We start from the raw sequence: 20,397 nt of genomic DNA on the forward strand, positions 1-20,397 counted from the left end.
TCCTCTCTTCTCTCCTCCACTGATCAAAGCCGTTTGCCTCGATTGGGAGTGCAAATATCTCCCTTTTTTTCACCACAACAATACCAAACCTTGAAAAAAATTGCCCAAATACATAAGTCACTGGAAATGATTAAGAAAAATTTTAATCTGATTTCTGACAAAAAACAAATTCACTTCACTTTTAACCCAAATAAATATGAGATAAACAGAATAATATACTGAAAATGAGCAATAATTTAATACCTAAATGATGGTAAAGGCGCATAATACCGCTTCCTGGGATCTTTAGAGGAAAAAACATACCTAAATGATAATTCATGTGCTCCTCCAGAGGATAGAAATCCAAGCTTGGAAATAGAGTAATCAAAACTATATCCCAGCTCAATCCCGGAGGAAAGATTTACTCCCAATAAAAATATCAACGCTTCATTATTTGGAAGGGAATACTTGGTGGGAAGACCCCGATACCAAAAACCAAGTACTAATGGCTCAAAGTAAAACTCTGCCCCTAAATCCAATTGAGAAAACTGACCTTGCTCCTTATAATTAAAGCCTAAGGTTATCGACCTCTCCTGATTAGTATTGTTGAAATATTCATTAATATCTCCTGGGGCTAGATCAAAACGATATCCCCCATGCAGCGAATATTTCATCGGGAGCTGATTTGTGTTGTCGGCCAAGTAACTTATTTCAGGCTCCAACAAATGTGAAACGGAAACTCCAAACCAAGCTTTTGAACCATAATATAAGAGTCCCGCATTTGAATCTACTGATCTGATCTGACTATCGCCTTCAAAGGCATCCCCAGGCTCTCCAATAATTGACCCTGTATTAATATCCAACTGTGTTCCTAAAATCACCTGATCAAAAAGTGCATCTCTTGCTACAAAACTTCCCTGAAAACCAGCTTGGAGGTAACTCTTCTCAGTCAATTTTAATCGATAGGAATAAACCAGACCAACCTCATTCAAACTAGTTTGCGAGAATGATTCCTGCGCCCCCTGAATAATCAAGCCAAAACCCGAATTAATTTTCTCCTCAAAATGATCAAAATACGCAGTATATGCAATGAAGCTTTGCTCAAGTGCCGGCCACTGATTCCTAAAATTTACACCCACCCTAGTCAGGCCTGTACTTCCTGTAAATGCCGGATTTAAATAAATGGGATTGGCATAGTACTGACTGTACTGAATGTCCTGTGCAAAAAGCAAAAAACCAAAACTTTGAAAAAACAGGGTTAAAAGCGCCTTTTTCACGTGTTTATATTTTGTTTTAAGTGGCCACACCTGCCTACCGGCAGGCGGGTGGATTATAATCATCCCAGTGTGTATCACTTGCGCCATGCCTGTCTGCCTCAGGCAGGCTCGATTTCATCGGATTAATCTGAATTTTCCGCTTTCCCTAACTTCTTCACCATCTGTCGCCACGCCATTGACGCGATATACATAAAGTCCCGCATCAAGTAATTTCCCGTTTAATGTACCATCCCAACCCTCAGTCTCGATATCCTCCGTTCTAAAAATCAAATCCCCCCAGGTATTGAAAACCAAGAGCTCTAATCTTATCAATCCCTTTTGCTTTGGCAGAAAAGTCCTGTTTTGAGTTCCAGTTGGTGTAAATCCTGTCGGTATCATCAATCGATAACTACGTGTAATCAAGACCGTTTTAGTTACTGTCTCCTGACAACCATAAGAGTCTGAAATCATTAACTCCACTACAAATTCCCCCTTTTTGCCAAATGTATGGGCTGGGTTTTGCTGCTGTGAATTAGTCCCATCTCCAAAATTCCATTCCCATTTCACCGCTCTTGAGTCGGACAGGTCCGTAAACTGAATCACATCGTCCGGGAAAATCCCACCCCCTAAATCATCCTTCACGCCAGTACCCTGAACTCCAAAATCAAAATCAACGGTCAATTCCTCTTCTTGAATAAATACTTCCACAGTAACAGGCACGGAGTAACAATCGAGATCCTTCAACTTAACCCGAAGTTCGTAAAGTCCTGATTTTGCAACTGATTTCAGTGCATCGTTCAAAAGGGCAACTCCTAAGCCGGAAAGTTGATAATCATATAAGGTCAGATCGTAACCGGGAATTTCCGCTGTAATATCTACAGCCTTTCCTAATGAGCAACCAACCACAAGTGTATTGACTTTTAAAGAAGGATAACCAGGCAAACTCACAGTTATCTTATTGCTGATTGCAGGGCAATTTTTTCGATTGTAACCCAAAACCTCATATACTCCCTCCTCCCCTGTGCTAAAGGTATTTTGATTTGCCCCAGGTATTAATTCTCCATTTTTATACCACTCAAACCGTTCATAAACTTCATTTCCTGTTCCGATGAATGAAACTATTTCTCCCTCACAAATATCAATTTTAGATTTTTCCTGACTTTCCCCAGAAATAAATAAACTGATGGGTTCGGGAGATTCTTGAATTTTGAGGGTCATTGAGTTTCCTCCTGATGTCTTTCCATAGCTATCTGTGATGGTGTAAAAGACTGTAACCTCCTCGTCCACATATTCTTCATTTGGAAAAAAAGTAAATCCTCCCTCCTGATCACTTGCCCTGAATGTCCCCTGCGGCAAAATCAAAACTCGGTTTTGCTCCAAACATCTGGCCTGAGAGCAGAGATCTCCAGTTTCGGCTTCAATATCTTCCGGGGACTTATAAAATTGAAGGCACCTAATTACACTGTTTTCATTGGGCAAAATCACTTCTTCATCTGTGATAAAAAACTGATTTTCCTGCCCCGCACAGGAGGCAAAATCTGAAAAATCTACTCCTTGAGGATTTAAGAGCTTATCATCAGCGGAAACTTCCACAACCAAGTTTCTGATCTCGTGGAAATTTGAAAACCCTCCAGTGGATGCTGCAAAACCAATTTTTAAGTTCTTTGGGGCTAAAAAATCATACGGTCGATCGAATATGGTGATTTGTCTGGGCAGACCGGGTTCTGTGGTGACCACCATCGTTAAAGTTAGAAAAAATCCAACCCCATCCGGATCTGGCTCCAATTCCATATTGACTTTTCTATAGCCAACGGCCATAGGATCAGTGACTCGTGAAGTTCCCGATCCTCCGGAGCTAATAGGGAATTGCCCCCCAGGTAAAAGCCCATCATTTCCAGTAGCCATCGTTTTTCTTCCAACAATAAACTCATACCCGGTAAATCCATTTCCAGGACCCCTGATCACGATAGAGTTTGGAACCCTTCCATTTTGATCTAAAACAGGAAAACTCCCTGACATATTCCCATGTGTAGTACCAAAATTCCCAAATTCATCAAACCCAATTCCCAAATAAGCATTAGTTAGACCAGGTTCATTGTTCCTGGGGCCATATCCCAATGAACCTCCAAATCCTCCCGGGGCAAAATTAGGTGTATCGCCATTAAACAAAAACATGGAAAATCCATCTGCTAAAAACAATCCAGTACCGCCATAACTGAAAAACTCAAATTCAACTTTAAGCCCATAAGTAGAAGGAAAAGGAACATCTATATAAACAAAGCCTCGCTGATCATTTTGATTGGAGGTCAATCGAAGAACTCCTTCGGTCAATCGAGCATCCCCACCAAAAACGGTGTTGGCTTGTGTGCTTGCAGTCTGGAAAGTCTCACAATAAGGAAAACCTATTTGCGCATTTACTTCGAACCCGAGCAAAATAAAAAACGTGATTGCGAAAAACTTCAAAATCCCCTTCAATACCAATTCTTTAGAGTCATAAATAAAATGACAATAGGGCTATAAAACAAAAGCTCCTAAGGTGAACTTAGGAGCTTTTAATAAAAGGTTGAATTTATTTTATCTTAATATAGTCTGAACACGATCCGGACCCACCGAAACCAATTTGATAGGGACATGTAGTTCATTTTCCAAATAGGAGACATATTCCTTTAATTCAGCAGGGAACTCGTCATAGGACCTAACCTCGGCTAATGAACAGTGCCAACCTTTAAATGTCTTATACACCGGTTTGACATCAAGATCTGAAATCTCAAAACTCAATCGATCAATTCGCTCACCAGTCGGTAATTCGTAATGTGTGCAGATTTTGATTTCTTCGAAAATATTCAAGACGTCAGCCTTCATCATATAGAGTTGAGTTACCCCGTTGATCATGATAGAGTAACGCAAAGCCGGCAAATCCAACCACCCACACCTTCTTGGTCTTCCCGTAGTACTTCCAAACTCATTCCCTTCTTTTCGCATCGCCTCACCCGTGGCATCAAAAAGTTCCGTTGGAAAGGGACCGCTACCAACTCTGGTGCAATACGCTTTAAAAATTCCAAAAACCTCCCCGATTTTGGATGGCGAAACACCTAAACCTGTGCATGCGCCGGCAGCCATTGTAGTACTGCTTGTCACAAAAGGATAACTTCCAAAGTCCACGTCCAACAAGGATCCCTGAGCTCCCTCTGCCAAAATCTTTTTATTTGATGCCAATGCATCATTAACTACATATTCACTGTCAATCAAATTGAGTGTTTTGAAAAATTCGATGGCTGCAAAAAACTGTGCTTCCATTTCTGGCAAAGCATCGATCGGATGATTGTAAAACGAAAGAGTGGTTTTATGCTTTTCTACCAGTGTATCATATTTCTCTCTAAAATCCGGACTCAAAATATCTCCAACCCGTAGGGCTGCCCTACCGATTTTGTCCTGGTAGGTGGGGCCGATACCTTTGAGAGTCGAACCTATTTTCTTATCTCCCTTTGAGGTTTCCAGTGCGGCATCCAAAAGTTTATGGGTAGGAATGATGATCGTAGCCTTTTTGGACACCACCAGATTCTTTTGGTAGTCAATGGAAAATTTTCCCAATCCGTCAATTTCCTTTTTGAGGACAATTGGGTCGAGTACCACACCGTTTCCGATGATGTTTAGGATTTGAGGTCTGAAAATCCCTGAAGGAATCTGATGCAACACGTGCTTAATCCCGTCAAATTCCAATGTGTGCCCTGCATTTGGGCCACCTTGAAACCGGGCAACAACCTCATATTGAGGAGCTAACACGTCTACTATTTTACCCTTTCCTTCATCTCCCCACTGGAGACCCAGCAATACATCCATCTTCATTTGATGTGCAGTCTTATCGGTTAATCGAATTTTTTAAAGGGCGAAATTTGCGATAAGGGCAAAGAAAACCAAGGGAAATGGGTTAATTATTTGGAACGGTTGATATTTAAATAGTAAAAGTACATCACATCTTCCTTTGGCTGATCAATCGCCTTGACCATGAGACCATGTTTGGTTTGAATATATTCCCGACTAAGATCTGAGTTGAGTTGTGAAATATTTACTTCCTGAATTTTTTGGAGATCCTTAGAGAAAAGCTCAAGAAAAATCTGCCCTGCTTTTTCAGATGCCTCTTCGACACCTCCATGCACAAACCGAAAGTATAAATCATTATTCAATGAATATCCTAGAGGACCGAAACTAACTTGATTTTGCCAATTTTTTGACAGTTCCAAAGCCTGCATAATTTCCATTTTATCTGAACTTATCTGGGGAAAATTTCTTTGGGAGGGGAAACTGGCAGATTCAGGTGAAAATTTTTGCTGGGATTTTTCCTCTACCTCATACATGACCAACTCATTAAAAGTCGGATAAGTAAAAAACAACCTATCACCTATCATCCTGATCGCTGGATCATCTGGGGTTGAGATAGACCCTTGTGCTATGTTTAATGTTAGTGTTAGTTCTTTTAATCTGATCGTATCTAAAAAGACAGGTAACTTTTCAAAAAATCCAGCTTTTAAATCCAAGCTAACTGGATAGAATTTTTTCTCCGTGAAATTTGAAATCATAAAATAAGCTTTCTCTCTTTTTTGATCGTAAGACAAAAATCTATTCTCAATATTTCCGGATAGGCTTATATGATCGAATTTCTGGTCTTTAAAAAAAGGGTATTGCAGTAATAATTTTTTTCTCACTTCCCCCGTTTGAACACTTTTGAAGAATAATTCACTGTTAGTGAAAAGTACGATCGTGTCATTCCAACCAAAAAAAGAACTGATCCTTCCTATTCCAATAGGTCCTTCATATTCCATTATTTCGCCTGTTTTGGACCATGCAGAATCTTTCGAAAAAAAGATTGAATCTAGAGAATGGTTCAAATAATTATAGATCAACCCCCTATCTGCAGAAGAAGCTATTGTATGGGGAGTGAGAAAACTATTGTACAATCCATCCCACCCTATTTTAAACTCCTTTCTTTCAGATATTTCCAAAAAAATATCCTGTCCAGAATTTGATTTTTTTTCTGAACAGGACCAAAGAAAGGCTATCGTCAATAAGAACTTAATGCTTTGCTTTAAAATCTTCCACTGAATCATAGACCGTAAAAATATTATTTAGTTTAGTAATGATCAATAGCTTCTTTACATGCTCTGAAGGCGAAGTTAAATAAACCTCTCCTCCTACATTCCGCATTTTGGTGAGCATCGTGATCAAAAGCCCAATTCCACTTGAACTGATGTATCGAACCTCACTTAAGTCAATCACGAATGTTTTGGCACCATCTTGAATTGCGTCAGAAACAAGCTCCACCAATTTTGGTCCTACTTCATCACCGATCAAGTCGCCTTGGATGTAGAGGTAATTTGCTTTTTCGTCTTTTTGGGTACTATAGGTGAGTTTCATTTAATTTTGTTTTCTGTTGTCACATTTTTCTTTGGTACAGTTGCCATAGAGGATCAGGGAGTGATGAAGGACTTGAAAGTTCAAAATCTCCCCCACGGTGTTTTGAATATTTTGAATCCTCGGATCACAAAACTCCATCACCTGATTACATTCAACACAGATCAAATGATCATGCTGCTTATAACCGTAGGATTTTTCGAATTGAGCCAAATTTTTACCAAACTGATGTTTGGTGACCAAATCACACTCTACTAAAAGATCCAAGGTATTGTATACTGTGGCACGGCTGACGCGATAGTTCTTGTTTTTCATGCTGATGTAGAGTCCCTCCACATCAAAATGACCGCCTCGACTGTATATTTCCTCCAAAATCGCATAGCGTTCAGGAGTCTTTCTGAGTTTTTTGTTTTCGAGATATGCGGTAAATATCTTTATAACCTCTTCGAAATGGGTGGTATTCAAGGACATTTTCTGCGTTTTTTTTCAAATATAACTTTTGTCACCTATAAAAGATTCCATTAGTCAAAACGGGAAATTTTAATAATTCCATCTACTTGCTGCAAGTTTTTGATCAAGTGATCCAAATGCTCCGTGCTATGCACATAAAGTTTGATAGTCCCTTCGAAAATTCCAGCATCTGAATCTACGGTAATCGAACGCATATTCACTTTGAGTTCATTGGAAATGACTTTGGTGACATCATTAATCAAACCGACCCGGTCAGTTCCCAAAATCCTCAATCCTGCCAAAAATGCGATTAACTTTTGACTGGTCCAACGAGCCTTGATGACTCGATTTCCATGATTAGAAAGCAGCTCCAAAGCATTTGGACAGGATGTTCGATGTATTTTAATGCCTTCATTGATCGTTACAAATCCGAACACATCGTCACCCGGGATTGGATTGCAACATTTAGCCAAGATGTAATCCACTACATCCATATCCTCTCCAATCAACAGCTGATCGTGCTCCGAGCCTTTCAAACTTTTGATTTCTTTGGTAAAAGTGGATTCGTCTTTTACTTTTTCACCCACTTTGCTTTTCCCTTTTTGAACTTCCTTGAAATCCTTAAAGGCTTTTATCGTGGTGGGATCAATAGATCCTTTTCCAACTCTGTAGTAAAACTCATTGGCCGTCTTAAGCTCATAATAAGCCCGCAACTGCTCGACAGTTTCAGAGTTAAAGTCCATTTTCATGGCTTTCAGCTTTCGTTGGACAATCTCCCGGCCATCCAGGATCGCAGATTTTTTATCCTCTCGGAGCGCGTCTTTGATTTTTGCTTTTGCACGTGAAGTGACGACGTTATTAAGCCAGTCTTCTGTAGGTTTTTGCTTATTGGAAGTTAGGATTTCGACCTGATCCCCATTCTTAAGGGTATGACTGATGGGGACAAGGCGCTGATTCACTTTAGCTCCAATACACTTGGCTCCAATTTCAGTGTGAATTTCAAAGGCAAAGTCCAGCGCTGTTGCGCCAATTGGAAGAACTTTCAAGTCTCCTTTAGGGGTGAAGACAAAGACCTCATCATGGAATAAATTTCCACGAAAATCATCCATGAATTCAATTGCATTGCTATCGTTGGATTCAAGAATACTTCTAACCTGACCTATCCAGTCATCCAAGCCAGAACCTGTCTTCCCTCCTATGGTATCTCGGTCCTTATATTTCCAGTGGGCAGCATACCCTCTTTCGGCAATCTCGTCCATCCGGTCAGTACGGATCTGCACTTCTACCCACTGACCGGTATTACTCATGACCGTAGTATGGAGTGACTCATATCCATTGGATCTAGGGGTGCTTATCCAGTCTCTGAGCCTGTCTGGATTAGGCCTGTAGAAATCTGTCACTATTGAATAAACCTGCCAACAGTCGGCTTTTTCGTTTTCAAGTTGGCTTTGGATGATAATTCTGACAGCAAAAAGATCATAAACTTCTTCAAAAGGAATACCCTGCTTTTTCATCTTATTATAGATGGAATAAACAGACTTGGGCCTTCCTTTGATGGTGAATTTAAAGTCTTGTTTAGTAAGCTCATCTTCAATCGGTTGAATGAAGGATTTGATAAACTTTTTGCGATAGGATTTAGACTCGTTAATTTTTTGAACGATATCTAAGTAGGTATCGGTGTCAGTGTATTTCAGATAAAGATCCTCAAGTTCAGACTTGATCGCGTACAAGCCCAATCGATGTGCCAAAGGTGCATAGAGGTACATCGTCTCCGAGGCAATTTTAAGCTGCTTATGTCGGGGCATGCTGGACAACGTCCTCATATTATTCAGCCGATCCGCAAGCTTGATCAATATGACCCGGACATCATCGGACAACGTAAGAAGCATTTTCCGGAAATTCTCCGCCTGCTGTGAGCTACCGTACTCAAAAACACCTGATATCTTGGTCAAGCCGTCAATGATGGTCATCACCTTATGACCAAATTCCCGCTCAATATCTTCCAGCTCCAAATCGGTGTCTTCGACCACATCGTGAAGCAAGGCAGCAATGATTGAGGTAGTACCTAATCCAATTTCCTCCACACAGACCAAAGCCACCTCGAGGGGATGATAGATATACGGTTCACCTGACTTTCTTCGCATTTCCTTGTGTGCTTCAAGGGAAATGCTGAAAGCTTTTTTGATGAGTTTGGTATCTCCAGGTTTCAAGATAGGCTTGGCCTGTCTGAGCAGCTTTCGATATCGTTTTAAAATTTCTTTGCGTTCTTCTTCTATGTCCACAGGGATCATATGGATGGAATTTTATTCAAAATAGGGACAGGGAATTGAGCATTCCACTTTTTTTTGGATTTTTTTTTACAACACTTGTGAAAAATAAGATAATGTCTTTACCTTCGCATCCACAATTAGAAAACGAGATCATTGATCAAATTTTCTCGGTCTGATTGAATCCAATGCGGATGTGGCGAAATTGGTAGACGCACTAGACTTAGGATCTAGCGCCGCGAGGCATGGGGGTTCGAGTCCCTCTATCCGCACAACACAAGCCCTCAATCACTCCACTGTTTTTGATCAGACAGGAAAGAGATTGGGGGTTTTTAGTTCATCATCTGTTTAATTTTATACACCTTGGAAATTACATTAGACAAGCATTCAGCAAATCAGGCTTCAATTAAAATTACGTTAAACGAAGCAGATTATCAACCAAAGGTTGATGCCAAACTAAAGGATTACGCAAAAAAAGCAGTCATCAAAGGATTTCGTCCGGGAAAAGCACCGATAGCTATGGTGAAGGGCATGTATGGTGTCTCTTTATTGGTAGATGAAATTAATGCATTGCTGGGTGAATCATTAAACAATTACCTGAAGGAGCAAACATTCAGAATACTTGGTGAACCTCTTCCAGTTGAAAAGGCAGACAATTCAATTGATTGGAAGACACAAAAAGATTTTGATTTCGAATACAAGATCGGATTTGTGGAATCAGTTAACATTGCATTGGACGCAACTACCAAGGGAACAAAATATTCCATCAAGGTGGACGAAAAACTCATCAATGAGACCCTTGATAACCTTAAGTCTCAATACGGCAATAGCACCAACCCTGAAGTAAGTGAAGCCAACGATAACATCTATGGGGATCTCAAAGCTTCAGAAGGTGATTTTTCAAAAACTATTTCTCTTCCGCTTTCCAAAATCTCAAAAAAGCTTGCCGGTAAATTTATCGGTCTTAGCAAAGATGCTGTAGTTGAATTTGATGCCAAGGAAGTTAAAAAAGAGGAATGGTCGGAAGCATTTGGCTTGACAGACGAAGAAATTGCTGAAGCCAAAGGAGCTTTTACTTTTACAATAGTAAATATCAACAGAACGGAAGCTGCTGAATTGAATCAGGAATTTTTCGATAAAATATTTGGTCCGGAAGCAGTTTCGACTGAAGAGGAATTCATCAATAAGGTGAAAGAAACCCTACAGGGAAGCTACGACCGTGAATCTAAAGTCTTCTCTGATGAAGAATTGAAGAAAGTATTGGTGGAAAAAGCCAACCTTGATCTTCCTGATGCATTCCTGAAAGAATGGTTAGTGAGAGCCAATGAAGGTAAAGTATCTGAGGCAGATGTGGAAAATGAATATCCTATCTATGCAAAACAGTTGACTTGGTCATTGATCTCTAATCAAATTGCCAAAGACAATAGTATCAAGGCAGAACATGAAGATGTCATTGAGAAGACCAAGGAAATGGTACGTGAGCAATTTGCATCTTCAGGTCTTGGTGCCCAATTAGAAGCTAGCATGGATATGTTTGTAGACAATTATCTTAAAGGAAACGAGGGTCAAAACTACATGAATATGATGACTTCGGTGCAAAATGAAAAAGTCCTTGCTTTTGTTCAGGAGAAAATTGATTTAGTCGAAAAGGAGATTTCAATCGATGAATTCAAGGAACTTTTAGAGAAGTAAATCGATTTAGAGAGTTATATTCAAAAGTCCTTTTTATAAGGACTTTTTTATTTTTGTCTACCACAACAAACTCAAAAAATGATTAACAAAGAAGAATTCAGAAAGTACGCCATTCACAATCAGGGCGTCAGCGGGACGGCATTTGACCAATACACCCAGCACATTGATAACATGACCCGTTCGGTCATCGAAGAGCGTCCTCAGAATTTTCGGGAAATCGATGTTTTCTCGAGATTGATCATGGACAGAATCATTTTCTTGGGCACCGGCATTGACGACCATATCGCTAATATCATCGTGGCGCAATTGCTTTTCCTAGAATCTGTAGATGCTAAAAAAGATGTGTTGCTCTATGTCAACAGTCCCGGAGGATCTGTGACTGCAGGGCTTGGTATTTATGACACCATGCAGTACATCGGACCCGATGTCGCCACTATTTGTACAGGCATCGCCGCTTCCATGGGTGCTGTACTCTTGGCAGGGGGTGCAAAAAACAAAAGATCATCACTACAGCACGCAAGAGTAATGATTCACCAGCCTTCCGGAGGCATGCAGGGTCAATCCAGAGATATGGAAATTTCTCTCAAATTGATTCTTTCCATGCGCGAGGAATTATATCAAATTCTTGCCAATCATACAGGAAAAACATTTGAAGAAATTGATCGGGACTCAGACCGGGATTATTGGTTGAAAGCTCAGGAAGCCAAAGAATATGGCTTGATCGATGAAGTATTAGTTAAAAAAGTATAAGAATGGCTCAAGTAACCTGCTCCTTTTGCGGTAGAAACAAAAAAGATGTAGATCTGATGGTATCGGGCATTTCAGCCCATATCTGCAATTTCTGTATCGATCAGGCGCATCTGATTCTTGGAGAAGAAGACAAAACCAAGAAATCAAGTGCTAAACCTAAGTTTAAACTCAAAAAACCAAAGGAGCTGACATCCTACCTTGATCAATATGTCATCGGTCAGGAAGAAGCAAAAAAAGTACTCACAGTAGCAGTATACAATCATTACAAGCGTCTACAGCAGAAGGATGACCATGATGAAATCAAGATTGAAAAATCAAACGTCATCATGGTGGGAGATACCGGCACCGGTAAAACTTACCTCGCCAAAACTTTGGCAAAAATCCTTGAAGTACCGTTTTGCATAGCTGATGCGACAGTGTTGACTGAAGCAGGCTACGTGGGTGAAGATGTGGAAAGCATTTTAACCCGACTACTGCAATCGGCAGATTACAATGTAGAAGCAGCTGAGCGGGGGATCGTTTACATTGATGAGCTGGATAAAATCGCGCGAAAATCAGACAACCCCTCCATCACCCGCGATGTAAGTGGTGAAGGTGTGCAGCAAGCCATGCTGAAGCTGCTTGAAGGCACAATGGTCAATGTACCCCCTCAGGGAGGTCGAAAGCATCCCGACCAAAAGATGATCGCTGTAAACACGGAAAACATCCTGTTTATCTGTGGTGGCGCATTTGACGGGATTGTAAGACATATCGGAAAGCGTCTGAATACACAACCTATGGGTTTTGCTAAAACCAGCGATACTCCCCAGGCTGATCGGGAAAATCTTCTTCAATATGTGACAGCACAGGATTTGAAGGCCTTTGGTTTGATTCCTGAACTAATCGGCCGACTTCCTGTATTGACTCATCTGGACCCACTTCACAAGGATGCCCTGAAGCGTATTCTTACCGAACCAAAAAATGCTTTGGTCAAGCAATACACCAAACTTTTGGCAATGGAAGGTGTCAAGCTGACATTTGAAGAGAGTGCATTGGACTTCATCGTGGACAAAGCGGACGAATACAAACTTGGGGCCCGAGGACTTCGTTCTATTTGCGAAGCGATTGTTACCGACGCGATGTATGAGTTGCCTTCTGACGACACGATCAAAGAACTGGTCATTGATGAAGACTACGCGAGATCGCAATTTGACAAATCAAAATTCAAGCGACTTCAGGTTGCATAAAAATTAGAAACCTGCTTCTGAGAGGCAGGTTTTTATTTTTATAGCTATCTGTAAAATATGACGATTAAAAATAGAATTATTAAAAGGACTAGCGCAATCCTGTTCAAAATTCGCCAGCTGATTTTGTCCCAAGGCATTAAAGACATTTTTGAAATCTATTTTTTAAAGTTTAATATCAATCCGGCTGCGGTTATGGAGGCGCTTCCTTCTCCGATTCTTTCCTTAATCAAATCATAACCTTGAAGCATTTCCCCTTTATAAACCACATTGGAAAAAATCCGATTCAATTCATTTTTGAGATTTTCAACTGAAAAATCATCCTGAATCAATTCCTTCACCACTTCTTTACCAGCAATAAGATTCACTAAAGAAATATAAGGGACACTAATCAGGTTTTTTGCAATCCTATACGAAATGGCTGAGGTACGATAAACAACCACCTGAGGAACCCGAAATAGTGCGGTTTCGAGCGTTGCTGTTCCTGAAGTCACTACAGCTGCGGTGGCATGGCTAAGCAAATCATAGGTCTGGTCGATGACAACCCTAATCCCTGCAGTTCTTGCCGGATCATACGCCGCTGACGGCAGACTGCCTACTCCTGCGATCACAAATTGTGCATTTGGAAATTCTTTGACAAGAGAAACCATTCGATCCAGCATAGCATTGATCTCCTGTTTTCTACTGCCAGGAAGTAAAGCGATGATAGGTTGATAGCTCAGTTCATTTTTCTGAAAGAAAAAATCATGGGGTTTAAATTTTCGGATTTCATCCAAAAGCGGATTACCCACATAATGGACGTTCATATCATATTTCTCAAAAAACTCCGGTTCGAAGGGAAGAATAGAGTAGATCTGGTCCGTAAAAGCCTTCAACTTTAGAGCACGCTTTTGATTCCAGGCCCAGACTTTCGGTGGAATATAATAGTGAACCGGGATCCCATTTTCCTTGGCAAAGGCGGCAATTTTCATGTTAAACCCCCCATAGTCCACAAGAATTAATGCATCCGGCCGATAGAGCAATAAGTCCTTCTTTATTAGGCTGAGATATTTGAGCACTTTGCGAAAACCAAGAACTACCTCCAAAAATCCCATCACCGCGACTTCGGAATAATCTACGGCCAGAACCACTCCAGCATCTTTGGAATAGGCACCTCCCATTCCCCGAAACTTGGAGTTTGGGTCCAACTTCTGCATGGCCAAAACCAGGTTGGAAGCATGTAGGTCGCCTGATCTTTCGCCTGAGATGATGTAAAACTTTGTCAATTTGGTAAGAGGTAAAAAGTAAGTGGTGAGTCCCAATTTTGATTAGGGTTTAAAACAAAATTTATCAGCTTTTGACATCATTGCATTCAACTTATTATTTATTTGATCACATTTCATAACAATAGATTGCAATTCTTCAGATGAAACTAATTCACAATCATGAGCTACCTCAATCCAATGTCTGGTTTCGTATTGTTCTGCATCTCCATCAGTTAATTTGGAAATAAAGTGATTAATATACCTCCTTTTGCCCCAAGCCTCAGCTATTTGACCTCCTATCGATCTGGAAGCTCTTCTTATTTGATCTGTCAAAGAGAAACGCTCTTCAATGGGGAATTTCATTGATACAATATAAACTTCCTTTGCTAATTCTCTAGAAAGCTTGTACACCTCCAATTCAAAATAAAATTGAACAAACGGCATATGATGTGTGAGTTAACAACTTACTTTTTACAACTCACAATTTACAAAAAAATTCAACCGCCATAATACTCTACAAAATTCCTTGGAGTCTCGTAAAGGGTCAGCTTATACAGTCCACCATGCGGAGTAATTTCCTTGACAGCAGGCTCTAAAATTTTCCAAAATTCCATCACCAGGATTTCACAGCTCGCCATTTTTCCAAGCAAGAAATCTACATCCATATTCAGGTTTTTATGATCGACTTTGTCAATTACCAGTTTTCGTATTAAAGTACTCAACTGCTTTAAATCGACCACAAACCCAGTTTCCGGATCGGGAAGACCACTGACAGTCACGATCAATTCGAAATTATGTCCATGCCAATTGACATTGGCGCAAGGTCCAAAGACCTCAAAATTTTTCTCATCAGACCATTTCGGATTCCAAAGCTTGTGGGCTGCATTGAAATGCTCTTTTCTGCAAACGTGAATCATCTACTTTTTAATTTCGCTGCAAAGTTATGGAAAAGTATAGGGATAAGAAATCAATGGATTTGATATAAAAAACGCCCGATGAATCGGGCGCATTATGTTTTATCCCTTATTGAGATCTGTGAAAAAGATGACGAGGTGGTCTTCCCTTCCAAGGTCCAATTTTCGATCCTTGATAATTTGTTTCGCTATCTCCTGATCTTCTGGATTCAGCGCTTTCAAAATGATATTAGTTTTGTTTTTAACGTTCGAAACTTTATCATTTCTGTCAATCAAGTAATAGGTCTCTTCAAATACAAACATCCTACCGGCTGTGGGAGCATAACTGTTTTTTGGAGGAGTAACCAGATCGGCATAAAATTTTCTAATTAGAGTATACTTATTTCCTTCCGCAATAACATTCACTAAATCATTGGCCTCAATTCCTTTCACTGAATCAAAGCCTTTTTTGAAAAGTAATCTTGGAAGCAATCCCTGCTGTTGGGCATTTGCCAGAATGATTGATGGCCGCTCCAATTCGACATACTCCACAAAATCCTTTGTTAAATAGATCGTATTTCCGGCTTCATTAATCACTTCTAATTCGTTATCATAAATATTGAATTTATAGGCTACATTTTCCTTGAGACCGGCGTTGGTTAATCCAATATTGGCTCTAGACCAGTCTTCAAAAAGATACGGAGATCCTTCAATGCCGGTATACGGAGTGAGCCTGGCAGGAGCGCCATTCATATTTATATTTGAAATTTGTCCAATTGCAGAATTGGAAAGAACAATAAATGCCAAGATTAAAAACTTTTTCATAATTAATATTTAATTACCTTTTTGTGTAAAATTAAATTGTTGGTTTGAATTTTCAAGATATACAATCCGCGAGGACTTGGCAATGAAAACGACTTTAAAAGTTTATTATCCGACTTAGTTACTTCTTCTTCGATGTATTGTCTACCTGACATGTCAGTTAAAGTGAAATACACCTGACCAACGAAGTCATTGGTAATAGTCACATCTAATTTATCCTCAGAAGGAACTGGACCAACAAATACACCAAATCTGCTCAAATCAGGTTCTGGAATTGATGAAATTATTGTCACATCTGAGATTCTATTGCAGGATTCGTTAAAAATTGCAACCTGATAGGACCCGTCTCCACTGGCTTCTAAACTTCGCGCTGTTGCTCCTTGAATTGGCTGTCCGTTGATAAACCACTGGTATTTATCCCCGGGCTGCTGAGAAGTAAGCACGTTTCCATTTGCTACTATTATCGGCTTTGGAAGGTCATTTTCACCAATTAAGATTTCCTTATCAAAAGATATGGTTTGGTCATCATTGGATATTTCCAAATTGATCGTGTACGAGCCAGGCGCATTAAAAATAAAAGAAGGATTAGAAAGTGTAGAGGATCCTTGACCACCAAAATTCCACTTAAATGCTTTGATCGCCCCTTCGCTTAAATTTTCAAAGGAAATTCTTGATCCCACGCAATTAAAGAGCGTATTAAAATTCGCGAATAATACGTCCTCACATTTTTTTGATAACCATCCCGTAGAATTAGTAATGACCGCACCCTCTCCCAAGTTAACTATTGCTTTTCCTTCCCGATTAACATTGGTAACTGTCACATGCTCAAGGCAATATTTCACATATAGGTCATGAACAATTTTCCCTGAAGTGCTCGACTTTATAACCGCGGGACTACTGCTTGATGCATTTACTTCGATTTTATCAATTATGATTAATTGACCGGAAGCACCAAGATTAAGTATAGAAGCAGTGCCTAAATCCAATGAATCAACTTGGCTTAAGGCTTGTCCTAAAACATATTCAGCACTGGTGATGGACAACTTGGAAAATGCTCCAGCACGGTGTGTTAACGAACCAGATTGGATAAAGAGTTTATCAACAGGAATTTCAGCTAAATTATTTAGCTCACCGGTCGCACCAGAGAACACCAAACTTAAACCAGCCGGAATTTTTCCACCGTTGGCAATGGAGAAATCCCCTTTGAAATTTATTGTTTGAAGCGCCCCTGACAAGATCCCTGTCGCATTTATTCTCAGCGAAGACAAAAGCAAAGACTCCAGATTAACTGACACCTCCGCAGCTTCGATTGTGAGTTTATCTAAAATCTCAGCAGTAAGAATTTTCCATTTCCCGGATTTGAAGTTTAAAGTGGTTTTGGAAAAGATCGCTTGACCAAATTCAACCAAGTTTTCATTGGAACTGCTTGATTCAAATACTATTGTGCCGTTTTCAATTTCAGTGATTTGATTACTCACTCTAAAACCATTGGTGACTGAAATTTGATTTCCTTTCAAGTCAAACTTAACCAATTGACTACCAAACAAATTAACGCTGAAAGCTTGGGCATCATTTGGAAATCCAATTATCTGATTATCAGAACCAGAACCTTCAAAAACAACACGAGTCACAGAATTTGGAACCTTGTTGGCAGAAGGCCCATTTGGAGTAGTCGACCAATTGGCAGGATTTGACCAATCACCAGTGTTTCCTCCTACCCAATATAAGGTCTCCTCAGCACCGTCTGTAGTGCCTGCTTTTAATACCAGAGAGAATTCTTGTTTTCCTCCTACTAAACTCCCTTTATGCGATATCCTGACTTTATATTTTTGTGGTTTCGGAGATTCAATTAAAATCTGTTCTACATTATCCCTAAAATTATCTTTATCTCGTACTGCCTGAGCACTGGATCCGGCTGCAGGATTTAAGGACCATGGGAAATATGTATTTCCTTCTTCATCAACTATTCTCAGGTCCAAATCATTGACAAGCATAAGATTTTGTGGATCCACTGAAATTGGAGCTGGATTTCCTGATGGGTCTGTCCAAGCAATTGTCACTCTTATCGGCGTAACACCGTCAGAAATAAAATCAAAGTCAAAATTTTCTCCGGTGGCCAGAGTCTCTTCCCTGATGACATCCGAGGTTCCATTTTCATTAAGGATAATCTTTCCTGCAGCTTCAACATCCAGTAATCCCCATCCATAAACATAATCAGGACCTAGATTAAGCCCTGCCTCTTTGGTAGTATTGAGTACCAAGCCTTTAACCGTAGATGCCCACATAAACCTCCCGTTATTTCTTTGACTGTAAAGCTGCTGAAGAAGGAGAAGTGATCCGGTTACATTTGGAGCGGCCATTGAAGTACCACTAAGGCCCCCGTAGGAATCGGTAGTGCCCCCATTTCCAACAGTGGCACTAAAAACTCCAACACCAATAGCCACTAAATCTGGTTTTATTCTTCCGTCATCCGTTGGGCCCCAAGAAGAAAATGAACTCATTGCAACAGAATTTGGACCTGAATAGGGTGCTGGTAAACTCACTGCTCCAACTGTAATTACATTTTTGGCAACTCCTTCAGGCCCCAATGTGTCATCCGGTCCATCACTTGGTTTGGTCCCGTTGCCAACATCAGTCCGATCGTTTCCGGCAGCCCAGACTACTGTATATTGAGGTCTTATATAAATCAAATCATCCAAGCCTTTGCTTTTGGATGAATAATATCCAAATCTATAATCTTCGTTAGGATCAACTGAATTATTCCCCGCCCAAGCCCAAGCACCGGCACTATTTCTAAACCATCCCAGAACAACCCCATAGGAGTGATTTGACACCAAATGCCCATTTGGCTTGGTGGTGGGTTCATAGGCATTTGCAAACATTTTTGAGAGGTCACTATCCCAATTAAAGGACCATCCTGTTGCTTCATAGGCCATACCCCTAGCAGTAGGATTGATACCTGCCGCTAATACTGTACCCGATACGTGCGTAGCATGATTACTTATCGTTTCCGTGGATCCATCAATTTGAGTTAATCTTCCAGTAAACTCTGCATGATCCGGCTTAGGACGAGTTTGATCATAAATTCCAACCACAAACCCTTTCCCTGTTAAATTTTGTCCCAGGCTACCACCTGGTTGAAGAGAACTAGTACCTACAGCCGCTGCTGCTCCTGTATTGAGTGTTTTTAAATAATGTGGAAAGCCGAGTTCGTCAAAATACCTTAACTCTGCAATCAAACCATTTTCCAAGGGAATAAAAACAGGTAATCCACGCAGATTCGCACGAAGCAAAATTTCTGATTTACTTTGATTCAATAAATGATATTTTGTAATGAAACTATCAGAAATAGAGTTTCTGACACTATTCAATTCGAGCGCTTCAATTGCTATGTTTTGAGCCTTAGTAGCGACTGCCAGAAAAAGAAATAACACAAATAAAACACTCTTCATTGTCTCCCTCATACAGTATCAATTAACTCTAAAATTAAGAATAAGTTCAAAAAAAAAGAGGGTTAAAACCCTCTTTTTAAATTAATATAAGTTAAGATTAAGGCCTCTTGGTTAGTTCTACTGTACCACCATCGCCATAAGTATTTTTCCACGTAATTAGGATTTTTCCATCTGCAGGTGTGCTTGTTCCAGTTATGGTAAACGGATCATTGTACCTGTCTCTGTTGGTAGAAGCACCAGTCAGAACATTACATCTGTCAGTAAATGTACCTGTAGGAGCAGTATCTTGATACAAACCTGGGTACATGCCAAATGACATATCGCTCATGGTATAAACTCCTGTGGCAGTAGAAGTCAGTGAAATGGTCGGGAAAGCTGCGATGGTGAAATTGGTTGCTGTCTGGGCTACTCCTCCAGAACCGTCACCTAAATTCAATACTCTCCAAAGCACAGTGTAAGAACCAACCAATGCGGATGGGCAGATTACGCGAATTCTATAAGTCAATGACTTATAATTGACACTTACCTTTGCACCATTTGCGGAAGTAATATTCAAAACCAGGTTTGGAGTTTCGGTAGGTTGAATATTTCCGGTTAATACAGTTACTGGCAATTGTGCAATTACTTGTCCTGCCGGGATAGTCACTGTATTGCTAGCTAATGTATAATGTACACCTTGTACAGCAGTAGAGGTAGGATCCGCTTCGACAGTCACCGTAACAGGAGTTGATTGTGCTGCTCCTACAAGATTAATTTGAAGGTTAGCCTGATCAGTCTGTGTCGCATTAAGTCTGACAAAGTTTTGAGTCACACCATTTGGTAATGTAGAGGCATCAAATTCTACTTCTGATCCATCCCAAACTTTATCGAAATCCGACTCTTCCATACAGGAGACTAAAGTCCCCATCATGAACAAGAGTATGATCGAATATAATTTATTTATTTTCATGTGTTTCTAAA

Annotated in this window: 16 protein-coding genes and 1 tRNA gene; 4 read left to right on the forward strand and 13 right to left on the reverse strand. The window is 40.2% G+C overall.

Going from position 1 to position 20,397, the window contains the following annotated elements:
* Positions 1-236: 236 nt before the first annotated feature.
* The 7 genes from Q8M62_RS11570 to Q8M62_RS11600 form a co-directional block, all read right to left on the reverse strand.
* Positions 237-1,256 (reverse strand): type IX secretion system membrane protein PorP/SprF, encoded by a 1,020-nt coding sequence (locus Q8M62_RS11570; protein ID WP_304902522.1) that lies wholly within the window; start codon positions 1,254-1,256, stop codon positions 237-239.
* A 114-nt stretch (positions 1,257-1,370) separates the two neighbouring features.
* Entirely contained in the window at positions 1,371-3,710 is a 2,340-nt protein-coding gene (locus tag Q8M62_RS11575; protein WP_304902523.1) for a PKD domain-containing protein, read from the reverse strand.
* Positions 3,711-3,809: 99 nt separating this feature from the next.
* Positions 3,810-5,081 carry an adenylosuccinate synthase gene (locus Q8M62_RS11580; RefSeq protein ID WP_304902524.1) on the reverse strand — a complete coding sequence of 424 codons (1,272 nt, stop codon included), beginning with the start codon at positions 5,079-5,081 and terminating at the stop codon, positions 3,810-3,812.
* 86 nt (positions 5,082-5,167) lie between these two features.
* On the reverse strand, positions 5,168-6,340 hold the full coding sequence (locus Q8M62_RS11585) for a DUF4221 family protein (RefSeq protein ID WP_305668152.1): 1,173 nt from the start codon (positions 6,338-6,340) through the stop codon (positions 5,168-5,170).
* Positions 6,306-6,647, reverse strand: a complete 342-nt coding sequence (locus Q8M62_RS11590) for an STAS domain-containing protein (RefSeq protein ID WP_305668153.1) — start codon at positions 6,645-6,647, stop codon at positions 6,306-6,308. The genes Q8M62_RS11585 and Q8M62_RS11590 overlap by 35 nt, the downstream gene beginning before the upstream one ends.
* Positions 6,648-7,115: a Fur family transcriptional regulator gene (locus Q8M62_RS11595; RefSeq protein ID WP_092733735.1), complete on the reverse strand. Its 468-nt coding sequence runs from the start codon at positions 7,113-7,115 to the stop codon at positions 6,648-6,650. It lies immediately after the preceding gene.
* 50 nt (positions 7,116-7,165) lie between these two features.
* Entirely contained in the window at positions 7,166-9,385 is a 2,220-nt protein-coding gene (locus Q8M62_RS11600) for a bifunctional (p)ppGpp synthetase/guanosine-3',5'-bis(diphosphate) 3'-pyrophosphohydrolase (RefSeq protein ID WP_304901668.1), read from the reverse strand.
* 166 nt (positions 9,386-9,551) lie between these two features.
* Between Q8M62_RS11600 and Q8M62_RS11605 the strand changes: the two genes are divergently transcribed.
* The 4 genes from Q8M62_RS11605 to clpX all read left to right on the forward strand — a co-directional run bounded on the left by Q8M62_RS11605 (position 9,552) and on the right by clpX (position 13,029).
* A tRNA-Leu gene (locus Q8M62_RS11605) sits at positions 9,552-9,633 on the forward strand.
* Between the two features lie 91 nt (positions 9,634-9,724).
* Positions 9,725-11,053: a trigger factor gene (locus Q8M62_RS11610; protein ID WP_304901669.1), complete on the forward strand. Its 1,329-nt coding sequence runs from the start codon at positions 9,725-9,727 to the stop codon at positions 11,051-11,053.
* Positions 11,054-11,131: 78 nt separating this feature from the next.
* Entirely contained in the window at positions 11,132-11,803 is a 672-nt protein-coding gene (locus Q8M62_RS11615; RefSeq protein WP_092733745.1) for a ClpP family protease, read from the forward strand.
* A 2-nt stretch (positions 11,804-11,805) separates the two neighbouring features.
* Positions 11,806-13,029 (forward strand): ATP-dependent Clp protease ATP-binding subunit ClpX, encoded by a 1,224-nt coding sequence (gene clpX / locus Q8M62_RS11620; RefSeq protein WP_304901670.1) that lies wholly within the window; start codon positions 11,806-11,808, stop codon positions 13,027-13,029.
* A 155-nt stretch (positions 13,030-13,184) separates the two neighbouring features.
* Here the strand turns inward: clpX and lpxB are convergent, their stop codons facing one another.
* The 6 genes from lpxB to Q8M62_RS11650 all read right to left on the reverse strand — a co-directional run bounded on the left by lpxB (position 13,185) and on the right by Q8M62_RS11650 (position 20,386).
* Positions 13,185-14,327: a lipid-A-disaccharide synthase gene (lpxB, locus tag Q8M62_RS11625; protein WP_304901671.1), complete on the reverse strand. Its 1,143-nt coding sequence runs from the start codon at positions 14,325-14,327 to the stop codon at positions 13,185-13,187.
* A 6-nt stretch (positions 14,328-14,333) separates the two neighbouring features.
* A complete protein-coding gene (locus tag Q8M62_RS11630; protein ID WP_304901672.1) occupies positions 14,334-14,714 on the reverse strand; it encodes a four helix bundle protein in 381 nt (126 codons plus the stop codon).
* A gap of 53 nt (positions 14,715-14,767) precedes the next feature.
* Positions 14,768-15,187, reverse strand: coding sequence for a 6-carboxytetrahydropterin synthase (locus Q8M62_RS11635; protein ID WP_304901673.1), 420 nt, complete (start codon positions 15,185-15,187; stop codon positions 14,768-14,770).
* Between the two features lie 99 nt (positions 15,188-15,286).
* Positions 15,287-15,988: a hypothetical protein gene (locus Q8M62_RS11640; protein WP_304901674.1), complete on the reverse strand. Its 702-nt coding sequence runs from the start codon at positions 15,986-15,988 to the stop codon at positions 15,287-15,289.
* Positions 15,989-15,990: 2 nt separating this feature from the next.
* The gene (locus tag Q8M62_RS11645) at positions 15,991-19,449 is read right to left on the reverse strand and encodes a S8 family serine peptidase (protein ID WP_305668154.1); all 3,459 of its coding nucleotides are present in this window, start codon (positions 19,447-19,449) and stop codon (positions 15,991-15,993) included.
* A gap of 85 nt (positions 19,450-19,534) precedes the next feature.
* Complete coding sequence (locus Q8M62_RS11650; RefSeq protein ID WP_304901676.1) at positions 19,535-20,386, reverse strand: DUF4843 domain-containing protein; 852 nt, start codon at positions 20,384-20,386, stop codon at positions 19,535-19,537.
* Positions 20,387-20,397 lie beyond the last annotated feature (11 nt).

This window comes from Algoriphagus sp. (assembly GCF_030694375.1).
Classification (GTDB): Bacteria; Bacteroidota; Bacteroidia; order Cytophagales; family Cyclobacteriaceae; genus Algoriphagus.

Bases quoted from the DNA above. Each gene is read 5' to 3' on its own strand.
- Q8M62_RS11580 (WP_304902524.1), bottom strand. From the start codon at position 5,081: ATGAAGATGGATGTATTGCTGGGTCTCCAGTGGGGAGATGAAGGAAAG.
- Q8M62_RS11585 (WP_305668152.1), bottom strand. From the start codon at position 6,340: ATGATTCAGTGGAAGATTTTAAAGCAAAGCATTAAGTTCTTATTGACG.
- Q8M62_RS11590 (WP_305668153.1), bottom strand. From the start codon at position 6,647: ATGAAACTCACCTATAGTACCCAAAAAGACGAAAAAGCAAATTACCTC.
- Q8M62_RS11595 (WP_092733735.1), bottom strand. From the start codon at position 7,115: ATGTCCTTGAATACCACCCATTTCGAAGAGGTTATAAAGATATTTACC.
- Q8M62_RS11600 (WP_304901668.1), bottom strand. From the start codon at position 9,385: ATGATCCCTGTGGACATAGAAGAAGAACGCAAAGAAATTTTAAAACGA.
- Q8M62_RS11615 (WP_092733745.1), top strand. From the start codon at position 11,132: ATGATTAACAAAGAAGAATTCAGAAAGTACGCCATTCACAATCAGGGC.
- clpX (WP_304901670.1), top strand. From the start codon at position 11,806: ATGGCTCAAGTAACCTGCTCCTTTTGCGGTAGAAACAAAAAAGATGTA.
- Q8M62_RS11630 (WP_304901672.1), bottom strand. From the start codon at position 14,714: ATGCCGTTTGTTCAATTTTATTTTGAATTGGAGGTGTACAAGCTTTCT.
- Q8M62_RS11635 (WP_304901673.1), bottom strand. From the start codon at position 15,187: ATGATTCACGTTTGCAGAAAAGAGCATTTCAATGCAGCCCACAAGCTT.
- Q8M62_RS11640 (WP_304901674.1), bottom strand. From the start codon at position 15,988: ATGAAAAAGTTTTTAATCTTGGCATTTATTGTTCTTTCCAATTCTGCA.
- Q8M62_RS11645 (WP_305668154.1), bottom strand. From the start codon at position 19,449: ATGAGGGAGACAATGAAGAGTGTTTTATTTGTGTTATTTCTTTTTCTG.
- Q8M62_RS11650 (WP_304901676.1), bottom strand. From the start codon at position 20,386: ATGAAAATAAATAAATTATATTCGATCATACTCTTGTTCATGATGGGG.